This window comes from Algorimicrobium echini (assembly GCF_900115185.1).
GTDB classification, from domain to species: domain Bacteria; phylum Bacteroidota; class Bacteroidia; order Flavobacteriales; family Flavobacteriaceae; genus Algorimicrobium; species Algorimicrobium echini.
On the sequence record NZ_FOVN01000008.1, the window covers coordinates 24806 to 44411 of the forward strand.

A 19606-nucleotide genomic window follows, 5' to 3' on the forward strand; every position below is an offset into this window, starting at 1 on the left:
ATTTTTTAAAAAGTTAAATTAAGAGTCATACCGTATGTTCTAGTAATAGGATACTGACCAGTAACACTTAAACCTTGATCGTTACCAGAACTTCTTCCGATTTCTGGATCTGCATAACCTCTGTTTTCAGCAGGTAATACAATGAATGGGTTTCTTGCGTTAACACCTAGTCTTAAACTTGATAATCCTACGTTTTTCAACATATCTTTTGAAAAAGCATAACTTAATGATAATTCTCTTACTTTAAAAGCAGTTGCATCTAATACAAAGTTCTCACTTACACTTCTGTACTCGTTAGAGAAATAATCTAAATAGTTAGCGTATGTTGTACCACCTGTAATAACATTGGTGTTTGCCTCGTAAACTGGGTTAGCAGCTGTACCTGTATTGATTGCCGAGTTTGGGAAAATAAATCCTCTACGACCACCATCAGCAGACTCTACTAAGTGTCCAGACCAAGATAACCAGTCTTTAGTACCTGCCCAAAATTGGTGACCTGTTCTATAATCCATTACAGCAGCAAGTCTGATTCCTTTATAATTTACAGCAGTGTTTAAACCTACTATATAATCAGGATTTGATTTACCTAACACTTGGAAACTACCAGTTTTTAATGGGTTACCTGTTGTAGGATCAATTAACACACGACCTTGAGGATCTCTTTGATAAGCAGTACCTTTAATTAAAGGAAACTCTTCACCAGCAGTAGCAAAAATACCAATATCAGCAAAAGCAGCTAAAGCAACCTCATCTGATTGGTCAGAAATTTTATCAATAATAGTTTCGTTTGTAGCGAAGTTAACATCTAAATCCCAACGGAAGTCTTTTGTTCTGATTGGTGTTAAACCTAAATCGATTTCAAAACCAGAAGTTGTAGATTCTGCAATGTTAACTGTAGTATTAGCTAAACCAGAAGCAGCAGAGGTAGTAATACCTGTTACCAAATCAGAGTTTTTACTTTCGTAGATAGAGAAATCTAAACGAACTCTATCACCTTTAAAGAAAGCTAAATTAAGGTTAAACTCATAAGACTCTATGAACTCATTTACTAATAAAGGATCAGCAATAGTTTGATCTAATACAAAAGAGTTTAAGCCACCAAAAGGATAACCAGTAGCTTGGTTTAAAGTTGAATTAATTTGGTATGGACCAACTCGGTCATTACCTACTTTAGCCCAGTTTCCAGAAATTTTAGCATAATTTAATATGCCACCTTTTTTCAAACCTGGGAATGCATTTGTAGCTACAAAAGATAAACCTACAGAAGGATAGAAGAATGAGTTACGGTCGTCTGCTAATCTTGAAGTCCAGTCATTACGTCCTGTTAGAGATAAGAATAAGAAATCCTTGTACCCTAAATCCATACTTCCAAGTAAAGAGAAACGACGATCTCTTTGGATAGTGTTAGATGTTGTAGGTCTTCCCGTAATGTTGTCAATGTTATAATATCCTGGGATTGTTAAGTTACTACCGCTAACTGCAGTAGAAGAAAACATATTATCTTGGATGTTATTACCAACTAAAGCTGTTAATGAAATATCATCAGTTAACATATAGTCAAAGTTAACAAAAATATCATTATATATATTTGTTTCTTCGCTGTTGCTTTGTCCAAATTGAGAAATTGTGGAGTGATCTCCACCACCAATACCAATAGTATCAATGTATTCATTAGTATAGTTTCTTGAGTAACTCTTGAAGTTACGAACACTACTGTTCATTACAACATTGATGTTATCATTGATATCGTACTTAATGTTAGCAACACCATTCATTCTAGTTGTATTACTTGAATTTCTAATGTTATCTCTCATCCAATATGGATTTCTGTAGTAAGATGTCCAGTGTCCTTCGTTACCAGAGTTCTCAAACAGTTCAACAGGAACGTTAGACGCTGTTTGTAATAATTCAGTAAATAAACTTGATGTTGTAGTTTTAACTGAAGACGTATTATACGTTACGTTACCACCAACATTCCATCTACCTAATTGTTTGTTACCTTTAAATAAAACCGTAGTTCTATTTAACTCATCACCTTCAACTACAAATTCTGTTTGTTGGTTATTAACAGATAGTAAAATATTACCTGTTTTATCACCAGCAGAAAGTGTTACACCGTTTTGTAAGATAGTACCTGTCTTAAAGAACTCTTTAATGTTGTCACTATCTCCCGTGTAAGGAGCCATAATGTATGAACCATCAGCTTGAGGTAAACCTACAGGCTGTAATGTCCCATCAAATTCAGGACCCCAACCTCCATTTTCGTAAGATGTATGAATACCATTCCAACCTTGACCGTATTTAGTTTGACGTTCTGGAACAAATGCAACATCTTCAAAAGAGATAGAAGAGTTTATAGATACTTCAATTTTTTCACTAGATGAACCACTCTTTGTTGTAACTATAATTACACCGTTAGAACCTTGAGAACCATACAATGCACTACCACCAGCACCTTTAATTACGTTGGTAGAAGCGATGATTTCAGGCGCTAAATTAGCAAGTGTATTTGCACTAGAGATGACACCATCAATAACAATTAACGCTTGGTTATTACCTGTTAATGAACGGTTACCTCTTAATACAATTCTAGTTGTTTGGTTAACACCGTTGTTTGTTGTGTTAATCTGTAAACCAGATACTTTACCTGTTAAACTCTGTACAACGTTAGGGTTGGCAGCTTGTGTTAGTTCTTCTGCTTCAACTACTTTAGTCGCGGCAGTTAACTCTCCTGCTGTTCTCTCAACACCTAAAGCGGTAATAATAACCTCTTCAAGAGCTTCACTATCAACCTCCATTGCAAAGCTAATGTTATTAGATGCACCAACAGTCATTTCTTTTGTTGTGTAGCCAATAAAGGAATACGATAGCACGTCTCCTGGGCTCGCGTTAATGGAGTAATTTCCATCAAAATCTGATTGAGTTCCAGTTGTAGTACCTTTTACAATAATATTAACTCCGGGAAGAGGTAGTCCGTTTTCATCGGAAATCGTTCCTGAAATTGTTTTTTCTTGCGCAAACGTAAGTTGCACAACAAACGCTAGAAATAGCGTTAAAATTCCACTAAACTTTGTTTTCATTTTGTATTTTATTTGAATTAGTCTAGGCCAAAAATCATAATAAAAAGTTAATTAAACAATAAATAAGGGTTAAAATTTTAAAATATTTTCAAAATCAAGCCTTTTTAACACCTATTATTGTTAAAAAAGTGCTGACAAACTTAAATGGATTTTTGAATTTGATAGTTTGAAACTCTGATTTTCACTTTTGCCATTTGCATAGTTAAATCGTAATAACCCTGCTTTTGTATTCAAACCAAAGCCAAAGCCAAAACTGTATAGTTTTTCTTTTTGGTCTATTATTTTATTTTCAAAGTAAGCAATGTCAATTATGGAATGAACATATAAATTAGAACTTAATGAATATCTATATTCTGTGGCCAGTAGACCATAGAAGTTAGCATTTAGACTATTCTCTTCAAAACCTCTTATGGAGTTTATTCCGCCAAAGCGGCTTAATTCGTTTTCTAAATAGCTATCCGAAAATAAACCAAAGCTGTTGGTTCGTACATAAATGCTGTTCTTGAAATTTAAATTAAAAATTTTAAAAGCATTTAAACTATATTGGTATTGTTGGTCTTTATTGGATGCAATTTCTCTATTGCCAATGCCTGTCTCTAGTTGTATGGCAGCATTTCTTTTAAAAATGGATTGTTCTTTTGAACGGTTGGAAAATCTATAGCCAACCGTGTAAAAGCTAGTTTCGTAATCTTTGATAAATGGATTGAGGTTTTCACTGCTCAATAAATTATTGGACTTTGTAGATTTTATACCTACTGAAAATTGATTTTTTGGATTTAATTGGTAGTTAATTCGTGCACTTTGGTCGGCCGTTGTAAATGAGGAGTCTTTTTTAAATATATTTAATTCCAACTCGGTACCAATTGGTGTATTAAAAAGGTATGGCAAGTTTACATTAACATTAAAAGATTTTTGGTCACTCTCATCGCTTCTGTATGCTATTGAAAGTGATTCGCCGGAATTTAAATTGTTGGTTAGTTCTAAATTTAAATATCCTGTTAATTCTAATTTGCTAGTCTCTTCATTTGTGCCAAAACCTAAAAAACCATCAAACGTATTGCTTTTTACTTTCTCTATGTACACATATAAAATAGTAGAGTCTTTGCTGAATAATATTTCTGGGTCTTTTATCTGGCTAGCAAAAGGTATTTCTTGCAATAAACTTGTTTGCTCTTTAATTTCTGATAAATTTAATGTCCTGCCTGTTTTAAGCTTTAAAAAATACGACAGGTAAGATTTGGGGAATTTTTCATAACCTTTAACAACAATTTTATCTACTGAACGCTTCTGTTCAATATTTGAAACTGTTAGCTCTGCTTTTAAGGTGTGGTGATCGGTTTTTTTTATATTGACAAGTTTTAGGGTAGTAAAGGGTAGTCCCTGATCTGAAACTTTCTTATTAATGAATTGGAGCGTTTGTTCAATTTCTCTAAATGGTACTGTAAAATATAATTTGCTGCTATGAACTTTTAGTTGTTTTAAAGTTCCTGGGGGAAGTTTTTCCAAATCATAATATATGTCTACAGATTTGTAAGGCTTCGCAAGTGTTAAATTACTTTCATAAACAGAATCATTAATTTTTTTTAAACTTTCCCATTTAGCGTCTATATAGCCTAAATTTGAAATCTTGTATTTGAGTGTGTCAATTTCAAGGCTTAATGAATTGAAGTCAGCGTGTTTTTTTTTATAGCCTATAGAGTCTAATACAAGCGTGTCTTCTTTAGATTCGTTTTGAATTTTGAGATATAAATTTTGTCCCAGTAAATCAGTAACTGATCCAGAGAGCAAGAGGGCAAATAAAAAAAGAAATCTATACACGTTTTTGTAAAAGTGTTTAAAATGTAAAACTAACGCAAAAAGATTCGTTTTGATATAATTTAAAGCGTGATTTTTAATTTGATTTGAAAATTAATGAATTAACGTTTGAAAAATTAAAATTAATTTCTACCTTTGCAGCCCTCAAATGAGAGGTTAAACATAAATTATATAGAAATATATGCCAACAATTTCACAATTAGTACGTAAAGGAAGAGCCAAAATAACCAAGAAGAGTAAATCGGTTGCTTTAGATTCGTGCCCACAAAGACGTGGAGTGTGTACGCGTGTTTATACTACTACACCTAAAAAACCAAATTCTGCAATGCGTAAAGTTGCAAGGGTAAGGTTAACAAATGGTAAAGAAGTAAATGCTTACATTCCAGGTGAAGGACACAATTTACAAGAACACTCGATAGTATTGGTTAGAGGTGGAAGGGTAAAAGATTTACCAGGAGTTAGATATCACATTGTACGTGGTGCCTTAGACACAGCAGGTGTGGCAGGTAGAACGCAACGTAGATCTAAGTATGGTGCAAAACGCCCTAAAAAGTAATTAAAAAACTTTAAGAAGAAGACATGAGAAAAAGAGCAGCAAAAAAGAGACCGCTTTTACCAGATCCACGTTTTAACGATCAGTTAGTAACTCGTTTCGTTAATATGATGATGTGGGATGGTAAAAAGTCAGTAGCTTTTAAAGTGTTTTACGATGCAATAGATATCGTAGAAGAAAAGAAAACAGATGATGAGAAAACTGCATTAGAAATGTGGAAAGATGCTTTATCTAATGTGATGCCTCACGTAGAAGTACGTAGTCGTCGTGTTGGTGGTGCTACATTTCAAATTCCAATGCAAATCCGTCCAGACCGTAAAGTTTCTACTGCAATGAAATGGCTTATAGGCTATGCACGTAAGAGAAACGAAAAATCAATGGCACAACGTTTAGCTTCAGAAATTTTAGCAGCAGCTAAAGAAGAAGGAGCGGCAGTGAAAAAACGTGTTGATACCCACAAGATGGCGGAAGCAAATAAAGCATTCTCACACTTTAGATTTTAAGAAATGGCAAGAGATTTAAAATTAACAAGAAATATAGGAATTGCAGCTCATATTGATGCTGGTAAAACAACAACAACAGAGCGAATTCTATTTTATACGGGTGTTTCACACAAAATTGGAGAGGTTCATGATGGTGCTTCTACAATGGACTGGATGGAGCAAGAAGCAGAAAGAGGTATTACAATTACATCTGCTGCAACTACTTGTGACTGGACATTCCCGAAAGAAAACGGTGAGCCAACAGCAGATGCTCAAGATTACCACTTTAATATTATTGATACGCCTGGTCACGTAGATTTTACCGTAGAGGTAAACCGTTCATTACGTGTTCTTGATGGGTTAGTATTCTTATTTAGTGCAGTTGATGGTGTTGAGCCACAATCTGAAACTAACTGGAGATTAGCAGATAACTATAAAGTTCCAAGAATTGGTTTCGTTAATAAAATGGACCGTCAAGGATCAGACTTTTTAGGAGTTTGTCAGCAAGTTAAAGATATGTTGAAGTCTAATGCAGTGCCAATTGTTTTAAATATTGGTGAAGAAGATGAGTTCAAAGGTATCGTAGATTTGGTTAAAAACAGAGCTATTGTTTGGCATGATGATAATTTCGGATCTACTTTTGATGTGGTGCCTATTCCAGAAAACATGCAAGATGAAGTTCGTAAATACCGTGCTTTATTAATTGAGGAAGTAGCTGGCTATGATGAGAACTTATTAGAGAAATTCATGGAAGATGAAGATTCTATTACTGAAGAAGAAGTGCATGCTGCACTTAGAGCTGCGGTAATGGATATGGCTATCATTCCTATGATTTGTGGTTCCTCATTCAAAAACAAAGGTGTTCAATTCTTATTAGATGCTGTTTGTCGTTACTTACCATCTCCAATGGATAGAGAGAGTGTTGTGGGTATTAATCCAGACACAGATAAAGAAGAAAGACGTAAGCCTAGTGTTAATGAGCCTTTCTCGGCTTTAGCATTTAAAATTGCAACCGATCCTTTCGTAGGTCGTTTAGCATTTTTCCGTGCATATTCTGGGCGTTTAGATGCTGGATCTTATATTTTGAACAATCGTTCAGGTAAAAAAGAACGTATCTCACGAATTTACCAAATGCATGCTAACAAGCAAAATGCTATCGATTTTATTGAAGCAGGAGATATTGGAGCTGCAGTAGGATTTAAAGATATTAAGACTGGTGATACTATGTCTGATGAAAAGCATCCAATTGTTTTAGAATCAATGGACTTTCCAGACCCAGTAATTGGTATTGCTGTTGAGCCAAAAACGAAAGCAGATGTTGATAAAATGGGTATGGCTTTAGCTAAATTAGCAGAAGAAGATCCAACATTTACAGCAAGAACTGACGAAAATTCAGGACAAACAATTATATCAGGAATGGGTGAGCTTCACCTAGATATTATTGTAGACCGTTTACGTCGTGAGTTTAAAGTTGAAGTGAATCAAGGTCAGCCACAGGTAGAATACAAAGAAGCTATTACTAGAAAAGCGGAACACAGAGAGGTTTACAAAAAGCAATCTGGTGGTCGTGGTAAGTTTGCTGATATTGTATTTACATTGGAACCTGCAGAAGAAGGTAAAGTTGGTTTAGAATTCATTTCAGAAATTAAAGGTGGTAACGTTCCTAAAGAATTTATCCCTTCAATTGAAAAAGGATTTAAAATGGCTATGGTAAATGGGCCATTAGCAGGCTACGAAGTAGATGCCATGAAAGTAACCTTAACGGATGGTTCTTATCATGATGTGGATTCGGATCAATTATCTTTCGAATTAGCTGCAAAATTAGGTTTTAAAGCTGCTGCAAAAGCTGCTAAAGCTGTAATAATGGAGCCAATCATGAAACTTGAGGTTATTACTCCTGAAGAAAACATGGGTGATATTGTAGGTGATTTAAACCGTCGTCGTGGACAAATGAGTGATATGGGTGACAGAGCAGGTGCAAAAACTGTAAAAGCTACTGTGCCATTATCTGAAATGTTTGGTTATGTAACCACATTAAGAACATTATCATCAGGACGTGCAACATCAACAATGGAATTTTCACATTATGCTGAAACGCCTTCTAATATTTCAGAAGAAGTTATAAAAGCTGCTAAAGGTATTGAATCGTAAATCTTAAGAAAATGAGTCAAAAAATCAGAATAAAATTAAAGTCTTACGATCATAATTTAGTAGACAAGTCTGCTGAAAAGATTGTAAAAACAGTAAAAAGTACAGGTGCAGTAGTAACGGGTCCAATTCCATTACCAACTCACAAGAAAATTTTCACTGTACTACGTTCTCCACACGTAAACAAGAAGTCTAGAGAACAATTTCAATTAAGCTCTTACAAGCGTTTATTGGATATTTACTCGTCATCTTCAAAAACAATTGACGCTCTAATGAAGTTAGAGTTGCCAAGTGGTGTAGAAGTAGAAATCAAAGTTTAGTTATAAACTTACATGTCCTTAACGATTGGTTAAGGAAAAACGGAAAAATACAATTCAAGGCTGAAACGTATTTTTCAGCCTTGAATATTTTACGGGTGAGTCGCGAATCATCCATAACAAACAAGCAGGACAAATCGCGAGTTGTCCATAATATAATAAAGAAAAATTATGTCTGGGTTAATTGGAAAAAAAATCGGTATGACCAGCATTTTCGATGAAAATGGAAAAAATATTCCATGTACAGTAATCGAAGCTGGACCATGTATCGTTACCCAAGTCAGAACTGAAGAAGTTGACGGCTATAATGCTGTACAACTTGGTTTCGATGACGCGACAGAAAAAAGCGCTACAAAAGCTGACATAGGTCACGCTAAAAAAGCAGGAACTTCTGTAAAACGCAAAATCGTTGAATTTAAAGGTTTTGATAAGGAGTACAAGTTAGGTGATGCTATTACAGTTGAACATTTTATTGAAGGTGAGTTTGTAGATATTTCTGGAACTACCAAAGGTAAAGGGTTTCAAGGTGTTGTAAAACGTCATGGTTTTGGTGGTGTAGGTCAAGCTACTCACGGTCAGCATAACCGTTTAAGAGCTCCTGGTTCTATTGGTGCGGCTTCATATCCTGCAAGAGTTTTTAAAGGAATGAAGATGGCTGGAAGAATGGGAACTGATCAAGTAAAAGTTGAAAATTTAAGAGTTTTAAAAGTAGTTGCTGAAAAGAACCTACTAGTTGTTAAGGGCTGTGTTCCTGGACATAAAAACGCTTATGTAATTATTAGAAAATAATGAAGGTAGCAGTTTTAGATTTAAACGGAAAAGACACAGGAAGACAAGTTGACTTGTCTAAAGATGTGTTTGCTATTGAGCCTAATAATCATGCAGTTTATTTGGATGTTAAACAGTATTTAGCAAACCAAAGACAAGGGACTCATAAAGCAAAAGAGCGTGCAGAAATTTCTGGTAGTACACGTAAGATAAAGAAACAAAAAGGAACTGGTACTGCCCGAGCAGGTAGTATTAAGTCTGGTGTTTTTAAAGGTGGTGGACGTATGTTCGGACCTAGACCTAGAAACTATAGCTTTAAGTTAAACAAAAACGTGAAACGATTAGCTCGTAAATCCGCTTTATCAATTAAAGCAAACGAGAAGTCAATAGTGGTTTTAGAAGACTTCAATTTTGAGTCTCCAAAAACAAAAAACTTCACAGCAGTTTTAAAAGCTTTAAACCTAGAAAACAAAAAATCTCTCTTTGTGTTGGGTGCATCAAATAATAATGTATATTTGTCGTCACGCAATTTAAAAGGCTCTGAAGTTGTAACTAGCTCGGAAATAAGCACTTACAAGATTTTAAATGCAAATCAAGTTGTGCTTTTAGAGAGTTCTTTAGAAGGAATTGTAACGAATTTAAGTAAATAAGAAACAGATGAACATCTTAATTAAACCTATAATCACAGAAAAAGCGACTGCTAATAGCGAGTTAAGAAACTGCTATACTTTCGCGGTGAATACCAAGGCGAACAAGGTAGAAATCAAAAAAGCGGTGGAAGCTGCTTATGGTGTTTCTGTTGAAAAAGTTCGTACTATAAATGTCCGTCCAGATAGAAGTACTAAGTTTACAAAAACTGGTATTCAACATGGTAAAACAAATGCTGTTAAAAAGGCAATTGTACAACTGGCGGAAGGTGAAATGATTGATTTATACAGTAACATGTAATTAAAGACAACAAAAAATGTCAGTAAGAAAATTAAAACCAATCACACCAGGACAGCGATTTAGAGTAGTAAATGGGTATGACGCCATTACTACTGATAAGCCGGAGAAAAGTTTATTAGCTCCGAAAAAAAGGTCTGGTGGTAGAAACAGTCGCGGAAAAATGACCATGCGCTACATTGGTGGTGGTCATAAAAAAAGGTATCGTATTATTGATTTCAAGCGTAGCAAAACTGGAATTCCAGCAGAAGTTAAGTCTATCGAGTACGATCCAAACAGAACAGCGTTTATTGCGTTGTTAAATTATCAAGATGGTGAGAAAGCATATATCATTGCTCAAAATGGCTTACAAGTAGGTCAGACTATCGTTTCTGGAGATAGTAATATTGCTCCAGAAATCGGTAATGCAATGCCACTTTCTCAAATTCCATTAGGAACTATTATTTCTTGTGTAGAATTACGTCCAGGTCAAGGAGCTGTTATGGCTAGAAGTGCCGGAACTTTTGCACAGTTAATGGCACGAGGAGATAAATTTGCAACAATTAAGTTACCATCAGGTGAAACACGTTTAGTGTTAGTTACTTGTATGGCTACTATAGGAGTTGTATCTAATTCAGATCACCAATTGTTAGTATCTGGTAAAGCAGGTAGAACAAGATGGTTAGGAAGAAGACCTCGTACAAGACCAGTAGTAATGAATCCTGTCGATCACCCAATGGGTGGTGGTGAAGGTAAGTCTTCAGGTGGTCATCCACGTTCTAGAAATGGTATACCTGCTAAAGGTTATAGAACCCGTTCTAAAACAAAAGCGAGTAATAAATATATTGTAGAACGTAGAAAGAAATAATAAGTCATGTCAAGATCATTAAAAAAAGGACCTTACGTTCATTATAAATTAGAAAAGAAAGTGGCTTCCAATGTGGAGGGTAACAAAAAAACGGTAATCAAGACATGGTCTAGAGCCTCTATGATTACACCAGATTTTGTTGGTCAAACTATTGCAGTACATAACGGACGTCAGTTTGTTCCTGTTTATGTAACTGAAAACATGGTAGGTCATAAGTTAGGAGAATTTTCACCAACACGATCATTTAGAGGTCATGCAGGTGCTAAAAATAAAGGTAAAAAGTAGTAAGCTATGGGAAGTCGTAAAAAACAAATGGCAGACGCTATTAAGGAAGCAAAAAAGGAAATCGCTTTTGCAAAACTTAATAACTGTCCTACATCACCGAGAAAAATGCGTTTAGTAGCTGATTTAGTAAGAGGCGAACGCGTAGAGAAAGCGCTTAATATTTTAAAATTTAGCCAAAAAGAAGCATCAGGTCGTTTAGAAACCTTGTTATTGTCTGCAATTGCAAACTGGCAAGCAAAAAACGAAGATGCTAGTATTGAAGATGCTGAATTATTTGTTAAGGAGATCCGTGTAGATGGTGGCTCAATGTTAAAGAGATTGCGTCCAGCACCACAAGGTCGTGCACACAGAATTAGAAAACGTTCAAACCATGTAACTATCGTGGTTGGAGCAAACAATAACATACAAGCTTAAATAGATATGGGACAAAAAACAAATCCAATCGGAAATCGCTTAGGAATTATCAGAGGATGGGAATCTAACTGGTACGGAGGAAACGATTATGGTGATAAACTTGCCGAAGACGATAAGATCAGAAAGTACGTTCATGCACGTCTATCTAAAGCTAGTGTTTCACGAGTAATTATTGAGCGTACGCTTAAACTTGTAACCGTTACTATCACAACGGCTCGTCCTGGTATCATTATTGGTAAAGGCGGTCAAGAGGTAGACAAGTTGAAAGAAGAGCTTAAAAAAATTACTGGTAAAGAAGTTCAAATAAACATATTTGAAATTAAAAGACCGGAACTTGATGCGTTTTTAGTTGCATCTAGTGTGGCTCGTCAAATAGAAAATCGTATTTCATACAGACGTGCGATTAAGATGGCCATTGCTGCAACTATGAGAATGAATGCTGAAGGAATCAAAATTCAAATTAGTGGTCGTTTAAACGGAGCTGAAATGGCACGTAGCGAGCATTACAAAGAAGGACGTATTCCTTTATCAACCTTTAGAGCCGATATTGATTATGCTTTAGTTGAAGCCCATACTACTTATGGTAGATTAGGTGTGAAAGTATGGATCATGAAAGGTGAAGTATATGGTAAAAGAGAACTTTCTCCGCTTGTAGGATTATCTAAAAAGCAAGGAAAAGGTGGACGTGGTGGAAACAGAGATTCAAAACCTCGTCGTAGAAAGTAATCGTTTAAAGAAAAGAAAGAATGTTACAGCCTAAAAGAACAAAATTTCGTAAGCAACAAAAAGGACGTATGAAAGGTAATGCCGGAAGAGGGCATTTACTATCAAGCGGAACCTTTGGTATAAAATCATTAGACACAAGCTTTGTTACAGCACGTCAAATAGAAGCAGCACGTATTGCCGCTACACGTTTCATGAAGAGAGAAGGGTCTATCTGGATTAAAATATTTCCAGACAAGCCTATTACAAAGAAACCTCTTGAAGTACGTATGGGTAAAGGTAAAGGTGCCGTTGAATATTGGGTAGCTGTAGTTAAGCCAGGTCGTGTACTTTTTGAAGTCGGTGGTGTACCACTAGATGTTGCAAAAGAAGCATTACGATTGGCAGCACAGAAATTGCCAGTTAAAACTAAATTTATAATTGCTAGAGATTACGAAGCATAATTTATTTGATACTATGAAACAATCAGAAATTAAAGAATTATCTGTAGCCGAGTTACAAGAGAAACTTGGTGAGACAAAAAAGAGTTATTCAGAAATGAAGATGGCTCATGCAATTTCGCCTCTAGAAAATCCAATTCAGTTGCGCTCCGCAAGAAGAACCGTAGCAAGAATTGCAACAGAATTAACAAAAAGAGAATTACAATAATTCTGCAGAAAGATGGAAACAAGAAATTTAAGAAAAGAACGTATAGGAATTGTTACTAGTAATAAAATGCAGAAATCTATTGTAGTTTCTGAAGTTAAGAAAGTAAAGCACCCTATGTATGGAAAATTCGTGTTAAAAACAAAGAAATATGTTGCACACGATGAAACGAACGATTGTAACATTGGAGATACTGTAAAGATCATGGAAACACGACCTATGAGTAAATCCAAATGTTGGAGATTAGTTGAAATAATTGAAAGAGCGAAGTAATTATGTTACAGACTGAATCAAGATTAAAAGTAGCTGATAACACCGGAGCGAAAGAGGTTTTAACCATTCGTGTATTAGGTGGTACTAAAAGAAGATACGCTTCTGTAGGAGACAAAATAGTTGTTTCCGTTAAAGATGCAACACCAAATGGAAGCATTAAAAAAGGTGCTGTTTCTACTGCAGTTGTCGTACGTACTAAGAAAGAAGTAAGAAGACCAGACGGATCTTATATTAGATTTGATGACAATGCATGTGTATTATTAAACCCAACGGGTGAAATGAGAGGAACACGTGTATTTGGTCCTGTTGCTAGAGAACTTCGTGATAAACAATTCATGAAAATTGTATCATTGGCACCTGAAGTGCTTTAATGAAAAATAAAATGACAAAGCTTAAAATAAAATCAGGAGATACCGTAAAAGTGAATGCTGGAGATCATAAAGGATCAGAAGGTAAAGTATTAAAGGTATTAATAGATAAGAACAAGGCGATTGTTGAGGGTGTTAATATGGTTAAAAAGCATATGAAGCCAAGCGCACAAAGCCCTCAAGGAGGAATCGTTGAAAAAGAAGCAGCTATTCATATCTCTAACCTGTCCTTATTAACCGCTAAAGGTGAAGAGACACGTGTTGGATATAGAATGGAAGGCGATAAAAAAGTGAGATTTTCTAAAAAATCAAATGAAGTAATATAGTTATGGGATATACACCGAGACTTAAAGAAGAGTATAACAGCAGAGTAATTGCAGCTCTTAAGGATGAATTTGGTTATAACAATGTTATGCAAGTACCTAAACTACAAAAGATAGTTTTATCTAAAGGTGTAGGTGCAGCAGTTGCAGACAAAAAGTTAATTGACCACGCAGTGGAAGAATTAACGACTATAACAGGACAACGTGCTATAGCAACAATCTCTAAAAAGGATGTTGCTTCATTTAAATTACGTAAAGGAATGCCTATTGGCGCAAAAGTAACATTACGTGGTGAAAAAATGTATGAATTTTTAGATCGTTTAGTAACTTCAGCTTTACCACGAGTAAGAGACTTTAATGGTGTTAAAGCAACTGGTTTTGACGGTAGAGGTAACTACAATTTAGGTATTACTGAACAAATTATCTTTCCAGAAATTGACATTGATAAAGTGAATAAAATTTCAGGTATGGATATTACATTTGTTACTACCGCTGATACGGATAAAGAAGCAAAATCACTATTAACCGAATTAGGATTACCTTTTCAAAAAAATTAAGATATGGCTAAAGAATCAATGAAAGCCCGTGAGGTAAAAAGAGCAAAAACAGTAGCTAAATATGCTGAAAAGCGCAAAGCTTTAAAAGAAGCTGGCGATTATGAAGCATTACAAAAGTTACCTAAAAATGCTTCTCCTGTACGTCAACATAACCGTTGTAAACTTACAGGAAGACCTAAAGGTTATATGAGAACATTTGGTATTTCTCGTGTAATGTTTAGAGAAATGGCTAACCAAGGTTTAATACCAGGTGTTAGAAAAGCAAGTTGGTAAAAAATATTAATTGGTTTCAGGTTTAATCTTTTAACACGAACAAAGATTGAAAACCGTTACCGCAAATTTATAATTATGACTACAGATCCAATCGCGGATTATTTAACACGAATTAGAAATGCTGTGAGTGCAAACCACAGAGTTGTAGAGATACCAGCTTCTAATTTAAAGAAAGAAATCACTAAAATATTATTCGATCAAGGATATATTTTAAGTTACAAGTTTGAAGATTCAGCTGTACAAGGAACTATTAAAATAGCCCTTAAGTACAATAAAGAAACTAAAGAACCAGTAATTAAGAAGATTCAAAGAATAAGTAAACCAGGTTTACGTAAGTACGCAAGTTCAAAAGAACTTCCTAGAATTCTTAATGGTCTTGGTATTGCTATTGTTTCAACATCACATGGTGTTATGACAGGCAAACAAGCACAAAGAGAAAATGTAGGAGGTGAAGTACTTTGTTACGTTTACTAATTAAAAAAGACTATAGAGCATGTCAAGAATAGGTAATAACCCAGTAGTAATTCCAGCAGGAGTTACAGTTGAAATCAACGATAACGTGGTTACAGTAAAAGGAAAATTAGGTGAATTATCACAAGATTTTTCTGCGGTAACTATGAAGGTTGAAGAAGGAAATGTTATAGTTGAGCGTTCTTCTGAAAAGAAAGAAGAAAAAGCAAAACATGGTCTTTATAGAGCACTTGTCAATAATATGATTGAAGGTGTATCTAAAGGATGGACAAAACAATTAGAGTTAGTTGGTGTTGGATATAGAGCAAGTAATCAAGGACAAAAACTAGATTTAGCTTTAGGTTTTTCTCATAATATTGTAATAGATGTTGCTAAAGAAGTAATAGTTGAAACAGTATCAGACAAAGGAAAAAATCCAATTATTAAATTAACCTCTCATGATAAACAACTTGTTGGTCAAGTAGCTGCTAAAATTCGTGGCTTTAGACCACCTGAGCCTTACAAAGGAAAAGGTGTGAAGTTTGTTGGCGAAGAATTAAGAAGAAAAGCAGGTAAATCAGCTTAATAAGTAAGTTATGGCATTAACAAAGAACGAAAGACGATTAAGAATAAAAAGCAGAGTTCGTAAAGTAGTTTCTGGAACAGAAGCTAGACCAAGATTATCTGTTTTTAGAAGCAATAAAGAAATTTATGCACAAGTTGTAGATGACGTTACTGGTAAAACTATCAGTGCAGCATCTTCAAGAGATAAAGACATTAGTTCTGCAAAAGGTACAAAATCAGAAGTTGCTACATTAGTAGGGAAGTCTGTTGCTGAAAAAGCCCTTAAAGCAGGTGTAGATACTATTTCTTTTGATAGAGGTGGCTATTTATATCACGGAAGAGTAAAATCATTAGCAGAAGGTGCTAGAGAAGCAGGACTTAAATTTTAAGAAATTATGTATCAAAAATACAAAAGCGCAGAGCTAGTAAAGCCAAGTGGATTAGATCTTAAAGATCGTTTAGTTGGAGTACAAAGGGTTACAAAAGTAACAAAAGGTGGTAGAGCATTCGGATTTTCAGCAATAGTTGTTGTTGGAGATGAAGCTGGAGTTGTCGGTCATGGTTTAGGTAAATCTAAAGATGTGGCTAGTGCAATTGCAAAAGCAATCGAAGACGCTAAAAAGAATTTAGTACGTATTCCTATAGTTAAAGGAACATTACCACATGAACAAAAAGGTAAGTTTGGTGGAGCACGAGTAAACATTATTCCTGCAGCTCCTGGTACAGGAGTTATTGCTGGTGGAGCTGTAAGAACGGTTCTTGAAGCAGTTGGAGTTCATGATGTTTTATCAAAATCTCAAGGTTCATCTAACCCACACAACGTTGTAAAAGCAACTTTTGATGCTTTATTACAATTACGGGATGCAAGAACAATTGCTCAAGATAGAGGTATTTCTCTTGAAAAAGTATTTAAAGGATAAGAACGATGGCAAAGATAAAAGTAACAAAAGTTAAAAGCGCAATCAATCGTACATTAAGACAAAAAAGAACTTTAGAAGCTCTTGGTCTTAAAAAAATTGGTCAAGTTGTAGAGCACGATGCCTCACCAAATATCCTTGGTATGGTAGCTAAAGTTTCACATTTAGTTTCTGTTGAAGAAACAAAATAATAATACTGAAAAATGGATTTAAGTAATTTAAAACCTGCAGAAGGTTCAGTTAAAGGTCAAGGAAAAAGAATAGGTAGAGGACAAGGTTCTGGTAAAGGTGGTACGGCAACTCGTGGACACAAAGGAGCAAAATCTCGTTCTGGTTATTCTAAAAAGATAGGTTTTGAAGGTGGTCAAATGCCACTTCAAAGACGTGTTCCTAAATTTGGCTTTACAAATATCAATCGTATAGAACATCAAGGTGTAAACCTAGATACACTTCAACAATTGGTTGACGATAAGAAAATTAAAGATACAGTAGATTTTGAAACTCTAATGTCTTTAGGTCTCGTTAACAAGAATGATCTTGTTAAAATTATGGGTCGTGGAGAATTAAAAGCCAAATTAAAAGTATCTGCACATAAGTTTACCGCTTCAGCAAAAGCTGCTATAGAAGCTGCAGGAGGTGAAGTAGTAACTTTATAATCTAATTTAAGCGCATGAAATTTATTGAGACATTAAAAAATGTTTGGAAAATAGAAGAATTAAGAAACAGAATTGTTGTTACATTAGGTCTTTTATTAGTTTATCGTTTTGGTGCACAGGTAGTTTTACCTGGTATTGATGCGGCGCAATTAGAAGGTTTACAAGGTAGTACTGAAGACGGTTTATTAGGTTTATTAAATGCTTTTACAGGAGGTGCGTTTGCAAATGCTTCTGTTTTTGCATTGGGTATTATGCCTTATATCTCTGCTTCCATTGTAGTTCAATTAATGGGAATAGCTATTCCTTATTTACAAAAACTACAAAAAGAAGGTGCTAGTGGGCAAAAGAAAATTAATCAAATAACACGCTGGTTAACCATAGCTATTTGTTTGGTTCAAGCACCTGGCTATTTAGCAAGTTTACCTGCTTTAGGAATACCTCAATCGGCATTCTTATTAGGGCAAGGAGGTTTGTTTTATTTCTCATCAGTTGTCATTTTAGTAACAGGCTGTATCTTCGCGATGTGGTTAGGTGAGAAAATTACAGATAAAGGTATTGGTAACGGTATTTCTTTATTAATTATGGTGGGTATTATTGCAACACTACCTAAAAACTTCCTACTTAATGCATCCTCTAGGTTGGAATCAAACAGTGTAATGCTGATTCTTTTTGAATTAGTAATCTGGTTGTTAATTATTTTAGCCTCTATCATGTTAGTTATGGGTGTTAGAAAAATAGCCGTACAATATGCAAGACGAACCGCTTCTGGTGGTTATGAGAAAAATGTATTTGGATCTAGACAATACATTCCCTTAAAGCTTAATGCTTCTGGAGTAATGCCAATCATCTTTGCACAAGCTATTATGTTTGTTCCAAGTTTAATTGGAGGGTCCTCATTTTTAAAAGATACCGCAACAGGTCAATGGATGGCAACAAATTTTCAGGACATATTTGGTTTCTGGTATAATTTAGTGTTTGCGTTATTAATTATAGTATTTACATATTTTTATACAGCAATTACGGTTCCTACTAACAAAATGGCAGATGACCTTAAGCGTAGTGGTGGATTTATTCCAGGTATTCGTCCAGGAACAGAAACATCGGAATATTTAGATAAAATTATGTCTCAAATTACATTGCCTGGTTCTATATTTTTAGCACTTATTGCTGTGTTCCCAGCTATTATTGTTAAACTTATGAGTGTACAATCAGGGTGGGCATTATTTTTCGGTGGAACATCCTTACTAATTATGGTAGGAGTTGCAATCGATACAATGCAACAAGTAAATTCATATTTGTTAAACAGACATTATGATGGCTTGATGAAAACAGGTAAAAATAGAAAAGCAGTAGCTCAATAATTATACCATGGCAAAACAAGCAGCAATTGAACAAGACGGAACAATCATTGAAGCATTATCTAATGCCATGTTTCGTGTTGAATTAGAAAACGGTCACATCGTGACAGCACATATCTCAGGTAAAATGCGTATGCACTACATTAAGTTGCTACCTGGAGATAAAGTGAAATTAGAAATGAGTCCTTACGATTTAACGAAGGCTCGAATAACTTATAGATACTAATCTAATAATAAAGGAACAGATGAAAGTAAGAGCATCAGTTAAAAAGAGAAGTGCAGACTGTAAAATCGTCCGCAGAAAGGGTAGACTTTACGTGATTAACAAAAAGAATCCTAGATTCAAACAAAGACAAGGATAATTATGGCAAGAATTGCAGGTGTAGACATACCAAAAAACAAAAGAGGTGTTATCTCGCTTACGTATATCTATGGAATAGGTAGAAGTAGAGCAAAAGAAATTTTAGCACAAGCTAAAGTTGAAGAAAGTACTAAAGTTCAAGATTGGACAGATGACGAAATAGGAAATATTCGTGAAGCTGTTGGATCATTCACTATTGAAGGTGAATTGCGTTCTGAAACACAATTAAACATTAAGCGATTAATGGATATTGGATGTTACAGAGGTATTCGTCATAGAGCTGGACTACCATTACGTGGTCAACGTACTAAAAACAACTCTAGAACAAGAAAAGGTAGAAGAAAAACTGTTGCTAACAAAAAAATGGCAACTAAATAATAAATAGACATTAGTCATTAGAGTTTAGCCGTTAGATGAATCTGTTTGAAATAGCAATGTTTAGGATTCTAACAACTAAAAACTAACAACTAGAAACTATAATCAT

Annotated in this window: 30 protein-coding genes; 28 read left to right on the forward strand and 2 right to left on the reverse strand. The window is 34.9% G+C overall.

Going from position 1 to position 19606, the window contains the following annotated elements; translation table 11 throughout:
• Window positions 1-5 precede the first annotated feature (5 nt).
• Both BM239_RS14300 and BM239_RS14305 read right to left on the reverse strand, forming a co-directional pair.
• Window positions 6-3080, reverse strand: coding sequence for a SusC/RagA family TonB-linked outer membrane protein (locus BM239_RS14300; protein ID WP_092209840.1), 3075 nt, complete (start codon window positions 3078-3080; stop codon window positions 6-8).
• A 120-nt stretch (window positions 3081-3200) separates the two neighbouring features.
• The gene (locus BM239_RS14305; protein WP_245758247.1) at window positions 3201-4898 is read right to left on the reverse strand and encodes a BamA/TamA family outer membrane protein; all 1698 of its coding nucleotides are present in this window, start codon (window positions 4896-4898) and stop codon (window positions 3201-3203) included.
• A 178-nt stretch (window positions 4899-5076) separates the two neighbouring features.
• Here BM239_RS14305 and rpsL point away from each other — a divergent pair, with 178 nt between their 5' ends.
• The 28 genes from rpsL to rpsM all read left to right on the forward strand — a co-directional run bounded on the left by rpsL (window position 5077) and on the right by rpsM (window position 19500).
• Complete coding sequence (gene rpsL, locus BM239_RS14310; protein WP_092209842.1) at window positions 5077-5451, forward strand: 30S ribosomal protein S12; 375 nt, start codon at window positions 5077-5079, stop codon at window positions 5449-5451.
• A gap of 23 nt (window positions 5452-5474) precedes the next feature.
• Window positions 5475-5951 (forward strand): 30S ribosomal protein S7, encoded by a 477-nt coding sequence (rpsG, locus tag BM239_RS14315; RefSeq protein WP_092209843.1) that lies wholly within the window; start codon window positions 5475-5477, stop codon window positions 5949-5951.
• Window positions 5952-5954: 3 nt separating this feature from the next.
• Entirely contained in the window at window positions 5955-8081 is a 2127-nt protein-coding gene (fusA, locus tag BM239_RS14320; protein ID WP_092209845.1) for an elongation factor G, read from the forward strand.
• Window positions 8082-8092: 11 nt separating this feature from the next.
• Window positions 8093-8398, forward strand: coding sequence for a 30S ribosomal protein S10 (rpsJ, locus tag BM239_RS14325; RefSeq protein WP_010181931.1), 306 nt, complete (start codon window positions 8093-8095; stop codon window positions 8396-8398).
• 168 nt (window positions 8399-8566) lie between these two features.
• The gene (gene rplC / locus BM239_RS14330) at window positions 8567-9184 is read left to right on the forward strand and encodes a 50S ribosomal protein L3 (RefSeq protein WP_092209847.1); all 618 of its coding nucleotides are present in this window, start codon (window positions 8567-8569) and stop codon (window positions 9182-9184) included.
• Window positions 9184-9813 (forward strand): 50S ribosomal protein L4, encoded by a 630-nt coding sequence (gene rplD / locus BM239_RS14335; protein ID WP_092209849.1) that lies wholly within the window; start codon window positions 9184-9186, stop codon window positions 9811-9813. The genes rplC and rplD overlap by 1 nt, the downstream gene beginning before the upstream one ends.
• Window positions 9814-9820: 7 nt before the next feature.
• Window positions 9821-10111 (forward strand): 50S ribosomal protein L23, encoded by a 291-nt coding sequence (gene rplW, locus BM239_RS14340; protein WP_066252504.1) that lies wholly within the window; start codon window positions 9821-9823, stop codon window positions 10109-10111.
• A 16-nt stretch (window positions 10112-10127) separates the two neighbouring features.
• The gene (gene rplB, locus BM239_RS14345; RefSeq protein WP_092209851.1) at window positions 10128-10955 is read left to right on the forward strand and encodes a 50S ribosomal protein L2; all 828 of its coding nucleotides are present in this window, start codon (window positions 10128-10130) and stop codon (window positions 10953-10955) included.
• A gap of 6 nt (window positions 10956-10961) precedes the next feature.
• Complete coding sequence (rpsS, locus tag BM239_RS14350) at window positions 10962-11240, forward strand: 30S ribosomal protein S19 (protein WP_092209853.1); 279 nt, start codon at window positions 10962-10964, stop codon at window positions 11238-11240.
• Window positions 11241-11246: 6 nt separating this feature from the next.
• A complete protein-coding gene (rplV, locus tag BM239_RS14355) occupies window positions 11247-11654 on the forward strand; it encodes a 50S ribosomal protein L22 (RefSeq protein WP_092209855.1) in 408 nt (135 codons plus the stop codon).
• Between the two features lie 6 nt (window positions 11655-11660).
• Complete coding sequence (gene rpsC / locus BM239_RS14360) at window positions 11661-12380, forward strand: 30S ribosomal protein S3 (RefSeq protein ID WP_066252512.1); 720 nt, start codon at window positions 11661-11663, stop codon at window positions 12378-12380.
• Between the two features lie 20 nt (window positions 12381-12400).
• Window positions 12401-12820: a 50S ribosomal protein L16 gene (gene rplP, locus BM239_RS14365; RefSeq protein ID WP_092209857.1), complete on the forward strand. Its 420-nt coding sequence runs from the start codon at window positions 12401-12403 to the stop codon at window positions 12818-12820.
• A gap of 13 nt (window positions 12821-12833) precedes the next feature.
• Entirely contained in the window at window positions 12834-13025 is a 192-nt protein-coding gene (rpmC, locus tag BM239_RS14370; RefSeq protein ID WP_092209859.1) for a 50S ribosomal protein L29, read from the forward strand.
• Between the two features lie 12 nt (window positions 13026-13037).
• On the forward strand, window positions 13038-13295 hold the full coding sequence (rpsQ, locus tag BM239_RS14375; protein ID WP_040492188.1) for a 30S ribosomal protein S17: 258 nt from the start codon (window positions 13038-13040) through the stop codon (window positions 13293-13295).
• Window positions 13296-13297: 2 nt separating this feature from the next.
• Complete coding sequence (gene rplN / locus BM239_RS14380) at window positions 13298-13666, forward strand: 50S ribosomal protein L14 (RefSeq protein WP_066252521.1); 369 nt, start codon at window positions 13298-13300, stop codon at window positions 13664-13666.
• Window positions 13667-13677: 11 nt separating this feature from the next.
• On the forward strand, window positions 13678-13989 hold the full coding sequence (rplX, locus tag BM239_RS14385; RefSeq protein ID WP_066252580.1) for a 50S ribosomal protein L24: 312 nt from the start codon (window positions 13678-13680) through the stop codon (window positions 13987-13989).
• A gap of 2 nt (window positions 13990-13991) precedes the next feature.
• The gene (gene rplE / locus BM239_RS14390; RefSeq protein ID WP_092209861.1) at window positions 13992-14543 is read left to right on the forward strand and encodes a 50S ribosomal protein L5; all 552 of its coding nucleotides are present in this window, start codon (window positions 13992-13994) and stop codon (window positions 14541-14543) included.
• 3 nt (window positions 14544-14546) lie between these two features.
• Window positions 14547-14816: a 30S ribosomal protein S14 gene (gene rpsN / locus BM239_RS14395; protein WP_092209864.1), complete on the forward strand. Its 270-nt coding sequence runs from the start codon at window positions 14547-14549 to the stop codon at window positions 14814-14816.
• A 75-nt stretch (window positions 14817-14891) separates the two neighbouring features.
• Window positions 14892-15290, forward strand: coding sequence for a 30S ribosomal protein S8 (gene rpsH / locus BM239_RS14400; RefSeq protein ID WP_092209867.1), 399 nt, complete (start codon window positions 14892-14894; stop codon window positions 15288-15290).
• A 19-nt stretch (window positions 15291-15309) separates the two neighbouring features.
• Window positions 15310-15852, forward strand: a complete 543-nt coding sequence (rplF, locus tag BM239_RS14405; protein ID WP_092209870.1) for a 50S ribosomal protein L6 — start codon at window positions 15310-15312, stop codon at window positions 15850-15852.
• A gap of 10 nt (window positions 15853-15862) precedes the next feature.
• Window positions 15863-16219: a 50S ribosomal protein L18 gene (gene rplR / locus BM239_RS14410; protein ID WP_092209873.1), complete on the forward strand. Its 357-nt coding sequence runs from the start codon at window positions 15863-15865 to the stop codon at window positions 16217-16219.
• Between the two features lie 6 nt (window positions 16220-16225).
• The gene (gene rpsE / locus BM239_RS14415) at window positions 16226-16750 is read left to right on the forward strand and encodes a 30S ribosomal protein S5 (RefSeq protein WP_092209876.1); all 525 of its coding nucleotides are present in this window, start codon (window positions 16226-16228) and stop codon (window positions 16748-16750) included.
• Between the two features lie 5 nt (window positions 16751-16755).
• The gene (gene rpmD, locus BM239_RS14420; RefSeq protein WP_092209880.1) at window positions 16756-16938 is read left to right on the forward strand and encodes a 50S ribosomal protein L30; all 183 of its coding nucleotides are present in this window, start codon (window positions 16756-16758) and stop codon (window positions 16936-16938) included.
• A 12-nt stretch (window positions 16939-16950) separates the two neighbouring features.
• Window positions 16951-17403 carry a 50S ribosomal protein L15 gene (rplO, locus tag BM239_RS14425; protein ID WP_092209882.1) on the forward strand — a complete coding sequence of 151 codons (453 nt, stop codon included), beginning with the start codon at window positions 16951-16953 and terminating at the stop codon, window positions 17401-17403.
• A 14-nt stretch (window positions 17404-17417) separates the two neighbouring features.
• Window positions 17418-18764 (forward strand): preprotein translocase subunit SecY, encoded by a 1347-nt coding sequence (gene secY / locus BM239_RS14430; RefSeq protein WP_092209886.1) that lies wholly within the window; start codon window positions 17418-17420, stop codon window positions 18762-18764.
• A 7-nt stretch (window positions 18765-18771) separates the two neighbouring features.
• Window positions 18772-18987, forward strand: coding sequence for a translation initiation factor IF-1 (infA, locus tag BM239_RS14435; RefSeq protein ID WP_007094967.1), 216 nt, complete (start codon window positions 18772-18774; stop codon window positions 18985-18987).
• 19 nt (window positions 18988-19006) lie between these two features.
• Window positions 19007-19123 (forward strand): type B 50S ribosomal protein L36, encoded by a 117-nt coding sequence (gene ykgO / locus BM239_RS14440; RefSeq protein ID WP_013305171.1) that lies wholly within the window; start codon window positions 19007-19009, stop codon window positions 19121-19123.
• A 2-nt stretch (window positions 19124-19125) separates the two neighbouring features.
• Complete coding sequence (rpsM, locus tag BM239_RS14445) at window positions 19126-19500, forward strand: 30S ribosomal protein S13 (RefSeq protein WP_092209890.1); 375 nt, start codon at window positions 19126-19128, stop codon at window positions 19498-19500.
• Window positions 19501-19606 lie beyond the last annotated feature (106 nt).